Source organism: Facklamia sp. P12932 (assembly GCF_050409545.1).
Taxonomy (GTDB): Bacteria; Bacillota; Bacilli; order Lactobacillales; family Aerococcaceae; genus Facklamia.
This window is the reverse complement of the sequence record NZ_JBNUPG010000018.1, coordinates 19,518-27,893: the sequence shown is the minus strand read 5'-3', so window position 1 is coordinate 27,893 and position 8,376 is coordinate 19,518. Positions and strand designations below refer to the sequence as shown.

General features: G+C 36.8%; 7 protein-coding genes and 1 pseudogene. 1 reads left to right on the top strand and 7 read right to left on the bottom strand.

What is annotated here, in order from left to right; genetic code table 11:
- Window positions 1–61: 61 nt before the first annotated feature.
- The 5 genes and pseudogenes from ACQV2P_RS07215 to ACQV2P_RS07195 all read right to left on the bottom strand — a co-directional run bounded on the left by ACQV2P_RS07215 (window position 62) and on the right by ACQV2P_RS07195 (window position 5,097).
- A pseudogene (locus tag ACQV2P_RS07215) lies at window positions 62–694 on the bottom strand (IS256 family transposase).
- 475 nt (window positions 695–1,169) lie between these two features.
- The gene (locus tag ACQV2P_RS07210) at window positions 1,170–2,090 is read right to left on the bottom strand and encodes a metal ABC transporter solute-binding protein, Zn/Mn family (RefSeq protein ID WP_428874741.1); all 921 of its coding nucleotides are present in this window, start codon (window positions 2,088–2,090) and stop codon (window positions 1,170–1,172) included.
- Between the two features lie 263 nt (window positions 2,091–2,353).
- A complete protein-coding gene (locus ACQV2P_RS07205; protein ID WP_428891738.1) occupies window positions 2,354–3,493 on the bottom strand; it encodes a metal ABC transporter permease in 1,140 nt (379 codons plus the stop codon).
- Window positions 3,486–4,370, bottom strand: coding sequence for a metal ABC transporter permease (locus tag ACQV2P_RS07200; RefSeq protein WP_428894812.1), 885 nt, complete (start codon window positions 4,368–4,370; stop codon window positions 3,486–3,488). Before ACQV2P_RS07200 ends, ACQV2P_RS07205 begins: the two co-directional genes overlap by 8 nt.
- 1 nt (window position 4,371) lies before the next feature.
- Window positions 4,372–5,097: a metal ABC transporter ATP-binding protein gene (locus tag ACQV2P_RS07195; RefSeq protein ID WP_428874743.1), complete on the bottom strand. Its 726-nt coding sequence runs from the start codon at window positions 5,095–5,097 to the stop codon at window positions 4,372–4,374.
- Between the two features lie 770 nt (window positions 5,098–5,867).
- Between ACQV2P_RS07195 and ACQV2P_RS07190 the strand changes: the two genes are divergently transcribed.
- Window positions 5,868–6,830 carry an asparaginase gene (locus ACQV2P_RS07190; RefSeq protein WP_428873692.1) on the top strand — a complete coding sequence of 321 codons (963 nt, stop codon included), beginning with the start codon at window positions 5,868–5,870 and terminating at the stop codon, window positions 6,828–6,830.
- 70 nt (window positions 6,831–6,900) lie between these two features.
- Here ACQV2P_RS07190 and ACQV2P_RS07185 read toward each other — a convergent pair whose 3' ends face one another.
- Together ACQV2P_RS07185 and ACQV2P_RS07180 are read right to left on the bottom strand one after the other, a co-directional pair.
- The gene (locus ACQV2P_RS07185) at window positions 6,901–7,182 is read right to left on the bottom strand and encodes a GNAT family N-acetyltransferase (protein WP_428873691.1); all 282 of its coding nucleotides are present in this window, start codon (window positions 7,180–7,182) and stop codon (window positions 6,901–6,903) included.
- A gap of 173 nt (window positions 7,183–7,355) precedes the next feature.
- A complete protein-coding gene (locus tag ACQV2P_RS07180) occupies window positions 7,356–8,357 on the bottom strand; it encodes an ornithine cyclodeaminase family protein (RefSeq protein WP_428881812.1) in 1,002 nt (333 codons plus the stop codon).
- Window positions 8,358–8,376: the final 19 nt, after the last annotated feature.

The following is an 8,376-nucleotide window of genomic DNA, read 5'->3' as shown; positions in this document are numbered from 1 at the left end:
GCCAACTTTGGATAAGTCGCTCCCCAGGTCTGGATGAATTCATTGAGTAGTCGAGTGGCTTCTACGATACTACTGGCTTTAGGAACTTTTTTAGTGACGCTAACACTTCTTGACGGTCCTTCAAACGGACTTTCATGAAGACATGTCTCAGTAAGTGTGTCCAACAAGATGGATGAAGGGTCCTCGGAAACTCATTAGTCAGGGCCTCCGCTAACCCGGTTAATTCGTCTGAGACAAAAAGTAAAACATTTTCTAGCCCTCTTTGTTTTAAGTCTTGAAGCATTTCACGGTAATGAAGAGCTGACTCTGTAGGATAGACTTGAAAATCGAGTATTTCCTCATAGCTTTGAGCATCCATTCCAATAATTGTATGGACAGCTTCTTTAGACACACTACCGCGTCTTACAGATACAAAGGTGGCATCGCAGTATAGACAAACATCGTCTTGTTTAATCGGACGTTGTCGGTAAGCGGCTAATTCTTCTCCAAATGTTTTTGAAAGGTTGGAGAGGGTCGTTGGTGAATAATGTGGACCCTACATCTTTTCGATGAGCTTTGAATCGTCACATGTCGTCACACCCTTTTGAACCATCCAAACAATCATCTCCTCTAGATGAGAGAGCACTTCTTGAAGACATTGGAGTGTTTTAACGTCTCATTCACCTAAACGATCACGGGGAACTTTAAGATTCAACCTGCCATATTCTGTTATTAAAGTTCTCGAATAATAGCCATTTCTAGAATTGCCTGCATGGTAGCCTTTGACTTCTCATTTCTCATCATCAAGAAAGACGATTCTTTCACTTTCAAGCAGTAGATTAATCGCTTCTTCTAAAGCCTGACGAAACAGTTCATGAACAGATTCACCTTGGGCTAGTGCTGTGAATTATTTTGTGTTAAAGTCTTCCATAAGGGACCTCCTGTGTATGATTGTTTTGTGGTTATTACAATCTTACATAAGTGAGGTCTCTTTTTCTAGGGAGTCTCGGAGCTTACACAAAAAATTTTACGCTATGTATTAAGCTTGATCTATAAATCTATTTATATGTTCATAAAGCCCATAAGTTTATCTCTCAAGGCTTTACTGAAATAAGACTTTGAGTTAACCATACAAAAAAAATATACCGAGAATTCCTCGGTATATTTTAGGTCGAATCGCATTTAAGTTATTATTTTAAATTGTTTACAATTAAATCAACATTATGACGACACATATCAATAAATGTATCTCCCTCTTGACCTTCAGGTGCTAATGAATCAGAGAAAAGTTCTTGACCTTCTCCACTAACAACTTTCACTTCAAAACCTTTAGAGGCACAAGCTTCTTTTAATTTTTCCATCCGTGCTGGATCGGTTGTTGATTCAGCAAAGATTGCTTTAATTTTATTTTCAACAATAAAATCAACAGTATCATCAATATCTTTATTAGAAACCTCAGAATCGGTTGTTACCCCTTGAGGAGCACGTACTGGAATATTATAAGCTCTTGAGAAATAATTGAAAGCATCATGTGGGGTAATTAAGAAGCGACTTTCTTCTGGAATTGAAGCAATTTTTTCCTCTAATTCTTTATCTAATTCTTTCAATTGAGTAATATACTTATCGGTATGCTCCATAATTTCAGCTTCATTGTCTGGTATTAACTCGATTAGGGCTTCAGAAGCTCTTTGAGTAGCTTGTTGATAGAGATTCAAATCAAACCAGAAATGAGGATCGACAGCCATTCCCCCATCATCGTCCATTACTCCGACCTCATTCGAATCAAAATTTTCTGAAACTGCCACACCAATTGGTTCTAATTGTTCAATCATTTTTCCTTCAAAATGCAAACCATGGTATAAAACAAGATCAGCTTCTTTTAATTTTTGCAAATCTTGAGGTCTTGGCTCATACAAATGCGGATCCTCCCCTGCTGGAATAATCATTTCAATGGTTACCAGATCTCCGGCTAAGTTCTTTACCATATCTCCTAAAAATGAGGTGGTTACAGTAACCATTGGTTTTTCTTCAGCTGCAACACTCGAAGCTAAACTAACGGATGACCCCATAAACAATGCCATTGCGAACAGAAACTTAATAAACTTTTTCATACTATATCTCCTTTTTAGGTTACCCTAATTATTTTTGTAAGGTAAGTATATAATAGTAATCATTACATGTCAACAGAATTTTAGACGAATCTAAACTAATTAAAGATTTTTCCTTATTTTTTTGATAAAGGATAATTAACTTTGTAAACTTTTACCAAAGATTCCTTATTTTATTCATTTATATCTTCAATATTAAAAGAACCCACGTCCTAGTAATGGACATGGATTCTTATGCGCAAACAGATTGGCGTTAGAGGACTGAATTAAAGATTATACCTTTCTTTAAGAGATTTTACTCTTACTTGACCTTTTGAAGTTAGTTGATAAGTAGCATTCAAATTATCATGAAAAACTTCGTCATTTTTTATTAAACGGTTTGCTACTTTTTCAATTTGCTCTTGGGGCCATTGTAAATGCTCTTTTATTGAATGGAAGCCAACTTCACTCAATTCATTGACTGTATTCCTATGATTTGCCAGATGCATAATAAATAATTCTTCTTTTAAGGTCCTTTTTTGTTGAATCTTACGGACCATTTGAGTAATGAATCCATTTTTATTAAACAAGAAAGTCAATCCAAACGTGATTCCTGCAATGGTGGCTGTCATACCAGAGAGTGAAACATTTAAGCCTAAGCCGATAAAATAACCCAAAACGGAGTTAAAAATTGCATAAAGACTGGCTATCAAAAGCATATGATTTAATTTTTTTACAATGAGATAGGCTGAAGCAGCTGGTGCGATTAAGAAGGAAATAACAAGAATGGCCCCCACCGCATCAAAAGCGACAACCGTTGTGATTGAAGTTAACAACATCAAACCATAAAAGAGCATAATCTGGGTAAACCCAGCCACTTGGGCAAATTGGGCATCAAAGGTTGTGATTTTCAATTCCTTATAGAAGAGTATAATAAACAAAATATTTATGAGTAACATAACACTCATTTGAACAGCTGATTTAGCAATCGAAATACCAAAGACATCCAAACGAGTTAAGGAAGCCATTCCCACATCCCCCATTAACACAGCATCCGTATCAAGATGGACGTTCCTCCCATATTTAGTAATTAAAATAACGGATAAGGCGAAAAAGAGCGGATAGACAACACCAACCGCATCATCATTTTTTATTAAGCCGGTATTGGATAAACTCTCGACGCCCCAGACAGTAAAAACGCCTATCAAAGCGGCGCCAATTATTAATAAGGGGGATGTTAAGTCATGAGCGATAAAATAAGCTAATACGATTCCTAATAATACGGTATGAGAAATGGCATCTCCTAACATCGAAAGATTTCTCAATAAAAGGAAACAGCCAATGATTGCACAAGCGATAGCTGTCAATACCAGAATGATCAGTGATTCATAGGTAATATCAAATAATAGTAAGATATTCTCAATCATTGAATTCTCCTCCTTTTTTTGGCATGAGTGTTTTTTGAACAATTCCCTTTTTACCAAAAAGCATCGAAAGTAATGCGATAATTGATAAGGTCAAAATAATAGTTGGACCCGTACTCATACCGTTATATTTGGTAGAGACATAAGTTCCAATCACGGCAGATATACCACCAAAGATCCCCGAAAGAATTAAAACGCGCTCAAAACGATGGGTCCATTGCATCGCTGCAATGGAAGGTACAATCAAAATTGAAGCAATTAGAATGGTTCCGACAAGTTTTAAGCCTACAGCAATTAAACTCATCGTCATGACCAGAATAATACTGTAAAGAATAACAGGTTTAATACCCACTGTTTTCGCATAAACTTCATCAAAGACAAACAACTTAATTTCTTTTTTAAAGAGAATTAATATAAAAATAGAGATAAGGGCCACAATTAAAATGATTTTTAAATCATTTTCCATAATATAAGAAGCTTGACCGAAAAGGTAATTTTTTAACCCTGCTTGAGAAGCTCCTTTAAAACGCGGATTGCCAGAAATATTACTCTTTAATACCATACCAAAACCAAAGAAAGATGATAAAATGATGGCTAGAATTGCATCTAAATTAAGTTTGGAATGTTGGTCAATGATTTGAATTAAACCGTAAGCCACTCCCCCACTAATAACGGCTCCGATCATCATGGTCATGGTATCTTTGGAGAGCGTCAACATGAAGGCTAAAACAATCCCAGGATAAGTAGCATGCCCAATTGCATCGCCAATCAGTGATTGACTTTTAAATACACTCACAGCTCCCACTGCTCCTGAAGCAGAGGCTAAAAGAAAAGTAGAAAGTGCAATTAAAATAAAGGAATAACTAGTTAAAATATCCACTTTAAATTTCGCCTCCCCAAGTCATATTCGCTTTAACTAAATGTTCATGAACAAAGACTTCTTCAGTTGGTCCCGCCGCAATTAGACGTTTATTTAAAATAATAACATGGTCAAAATATTGTTTAATAGTGTTCAAATCATGATGAACAACAATCGACGTGTGCCCCTTTTGCTGGATTCGCTTGACAAAGTCGATAAAAATTCTTTCGGTCCGCTTGTCCACTCCTGCTAAGGGTTCATCCATAAAGTAGATCTCTGCTTCTTGAGCAATGGCTCGTGCAATAAACACACGCTGTCTTTGACCACCTGACAATTGGGAAATTTGGCGGTCTTTATACTCATAAATACCAATTTCTTTTAAGGCTTGATGAGCCTTTTCATAATCAATTTTACGTGGCCGTTTAATCCATCCTAAATGAACATATCTCCCCATTAAGACTACATCTTCTACAGTGGTTGGAAAATCCCAGTTGACTTCACTGGCTTGGGGAATATAGGCGACTTTATTTTTTATGGCATCAAAATGTGTTCCCAGTATAGATACTCTTCCTGAAAGGGGCTTTTCTAATTCTAGAATCCCTTTAATTAGAGTAGACTTACCAGCACCATTAGGTCCAATAATAGCTGTTCTTGATCCTTTCATAATTTTAACGTCAATATCCCAAAGAACAGGTTGTTCTTGATAGGCCATGGTTAAATCCTCAACTTCGACGATGGCATTTTTCATAATGTTTCCTCCTATTTAATTTAATAAAAATGATACCCAAAGATTTTCAGCAAAATATCTATTTTTTAAAAGATTACTCATTATTGAAAAGTTTTAACGAACCTTTTCCATCTATTTAGTTCTTTTTCTTTTTCTGATATCCCCTCCATTTTTTATCCTTAAACTCCGATGGCCTCTTTTAATTTTATTTTAAAGTGATTAAAATGATATTAGACTATTGATAATTTTTTTTTAGTTTAGTCTAATTCGACTTAATTTAGTATAGGTATATTTATGAAAATGTCAACAATAAGACACATCTAAAAATCACTTAATAAGCATAAAATCCACTCATTTTTGATGTGAACCCCTAAACACGAGCCACAATATTTATTGTAACTATGCGGCCTGTAGCCTATAGTCAATAAGTAAAAGTCCGTTTATTCTTTTCTTTTTGCGTGGGTGTATTCCGATAATCATGCGACATTTGAATTCTCCTTTATTGATGATTGGTCACTTCAATAGAAAATGAATTCAGTGTCGTTTTTTACTTAGACGAATGAGTGTCAAGTTCATTATAAAATCCGCCCTATATTATCATCCTTAACACCCTAATTTTTTAAAAAGCCCAAAGAAGTTTTCCCTATTACATCTGGTTCATCTGGATTTAGACAGGGGAAACGCCTTTTCATAACTTTAACCAAACTCTTATTAAAATCAAAGCGGTAGGGATTGTTTACTGAATTTGAAAACGTTATACTTTTCTAAGAACAACCATGAGGAGTGAAAGCATGAAGAAATTATTATTAATTAATACCGGTGGCACGATTGCCATGTCTGAAGACCAAACCAGTGGTAAGGTATCTCCCTCATCTGAAAACCCAATTATTACCCAATCTTCTTTCTTTAACCAATTCGCTGATATCACTGTGGAAGATTTAATGAATATTCCTTCACCGCATATGAACGAAGAATTGATGCTCAATCTTAGCAATTATATTCAATCGATATCGGATCAATATGATGGCATTGTTGTCACCCACGGAACAGATACTCTGGAAGAGACAGCCTATTTCTTAGAACTAACCCTTGATATCCCCATTCCAGTCGTTTTAACGGGAGCCATGCGCTCAAGTAACGAAATTGGATCTGACGGTTTAGCCAATCTCCGCTCTTCCATCTTTGTAGCCCGTGATGAGAAGTCCCGCGGCAAAGGGGTATTAGTGGTGATGAATGAAGAAATCCATACCGCTACTTATGTGACCAAAACCCATACCACTAATGTTGCAACCTTCCAGACACCTACCTTTGGACCGATTGGATTAATTTCTAAAAACCAGGTCATTTATTTCCAAGAATCACTGCACCGTGAATATTATAAAGTTAATTCAATTAGTAAAAAAGTTGTCTTAATTAAAACTTACGCCAGCATGGGGCCCGAACTCTTTCAAACAGTCCTAGATAATAATTTTGATGGCTTAGTTATTGAAGGATTAGGCGCTGGTAATATTCCACCCGAGACACTTCCACCCATTCAACAACTGTTAGAAAAAAACATTCCTATTGTGATGGTTTCTCGAGCCTTTAACGGAGTCACTGAAGATGTCTATGACTATGTAGGCGGTGGTAAACAATTGAAACAAATGGGGATCATATTTGCGCAAGGACTTTCTGGCGTAAAAGCACGACTTAAATTATCAGCGATTTTGAACGCGGAGATAGAAGGAGAAATTGCTTCAGCCTTCCATCTATAAGCTTAATACAAAGACGACCTCCCATTGATTAACGAATCAATGGGAGGTCTTAATTTATTGGCTTAAATCCTTAAGAGTCTGCCGTCACATCCTGATATTTTTCAGGATCCTTAGCTAGCTTGTGGGTCACATAGGTGCAAGTGGAAGTAATCTTTCTTCCTTCCCTCCGGGCTTTATCGACCATTGCATTGAACAACTCGCCAGCTAGCCCCCTACCCTGGTTGGTAGGGTGAGTAAAAGTATGAGTGACCCAGATTTTATCGCCTTCGGTTAATTCATAAACCATCTGTGCCAGTGTATTTTCTTGTTCATCTACTGCAACCAACCTTCTCGAATCATCCACGATTTTCATCGAAACCCTCTTTTCTAAACCTATTTTTTAACTGAAAGTCACTTAAAACCATTATAAACAAAATGTAAGCGTTTGTAATCTTAAACGACTCAATTTAACCTACTTTTAATATAGGAGAAATATAAGTATTGCTCGCTCTTAAAAGAAGCTCTAGGATGTTGGTCAATAAATAATTAAGCGGTAAAATCAAAGGAAGTTCCCAATCCTTGTGCTAAGGCCCTTTGATAGACTTCGTGAGCGACAGCTACATCCGTGGCACCGATTCCAATTGGAATACAGATGATGCGCTGATTTTTTGGATCAATCTTTTCACTCGGACTCTCAGAAAGTTCAGCCAAAGTAGCTGTGATATCTTCTTCTAAAATTTGACCTGACTGATAGAGAGGTTTTAAGATTCCACGATTAAGAGCTTGACTGACGTGGTCGACCACAATAGCATCTGCTTGGTGGATCAATTCGTATTCAATTTCTTGGTAGGATCCCATTGGGAAAACGATAGTTCCTTTTTGTACCCACTCTTCTTTTATTAAAGCAACCTTAGAAGGAGTTAGGGTAAAGACCGCGTCTACTTGACAAGCCTCTTGACCGTCTTCACAGATTTTAATGGCGCCTTGGACATATTTTTGCATATCCTCTTTAAACTCTTCGGCTGTATCGTGGTGGATATTCCAAACCCTTAATTCTACTATCTCAAAAACAGTTGAAATGGCATGAGTAACCTGTCTAGCTTGTTGACCAGCGCCGAAGATACCCATTTTAACCTTAGGCTTATTAAGCATATATTTTAAAGCTACAGCTGCTTGCGCTCCGGTTCGCATATTCGAAATCCGTGTCCCATCTAATACTGAAATAAAATTACCCATTCTAGCATCGACTAGCATGATCATCGCATTAATAAAGGGTAAACCCGCTTTAGCTCGTTCTCCTGCAAAACCTCCCACAAATTTTTGACCTGCTACTTTTAGAGAACCTAAATAAGCTGGCATGGCGTTAAGAAAGGCTTCATGAAAAGGCCAGCCTCCCGTTTCCCCCATATCCAAAGTTACCTTACCTGGATTAACCACTTGACCAGCCGCAAATTCTTTAAAAACATTGTCAATAATTTCAACGGTATCTTCCATGGTAATTAAATGCTCAATTGTGGAATCATTGATCAGTAAACTTGATTGATCCATTAAATCACCCCTTTATGAT

Bases quoted from the DNA above. Each gene is read 5' to 3' on its own strand.
- ACQV2P_RS07210 (WP_428874741.1), bottom strand. From the start codon at position 2,090: ATGAAAAAGTTTATTAAGTTTCTGTTCGCAATGGCATTGTTTATGGGG.
- ACQV2P_RS07205 (WP_428891738.1), bottom strand. From the start codon at position 3,493: ATGATTGAGAATATCTTACTATTATTTGATATTACCTATGAATCACTG.
- ACQV2P_RS07195 (WP_428874743.1), bottom strand. From the start codon at position 5,097: ATGAAAAATGCCATCGTCGAAGTTGAGGATTTAACCATGGCCTATCAA.
- ACQV2P_RS07190 (WP_428873692.1), top strand. From the start codon at position 5,868: ATGAAGAAATTATTATTAATTAATACCGGTGGCACGATTGCCATGTCT.
- ACQV2P_RS07185 (WP_428873691.1), bottom strand. From the start codon at position 7,182: ATGAAAATCGTGGATGATTCGAGAAGGTTGGTTGCAGTAGATGAACAA.
- ACQV2P_RS07180 (WP_428881812.1), bottom strand. From the start codon at position 8,357: ATGGATCAATCAAGTTTACTGATCAATGATTCCACAATTGAGCATTTA.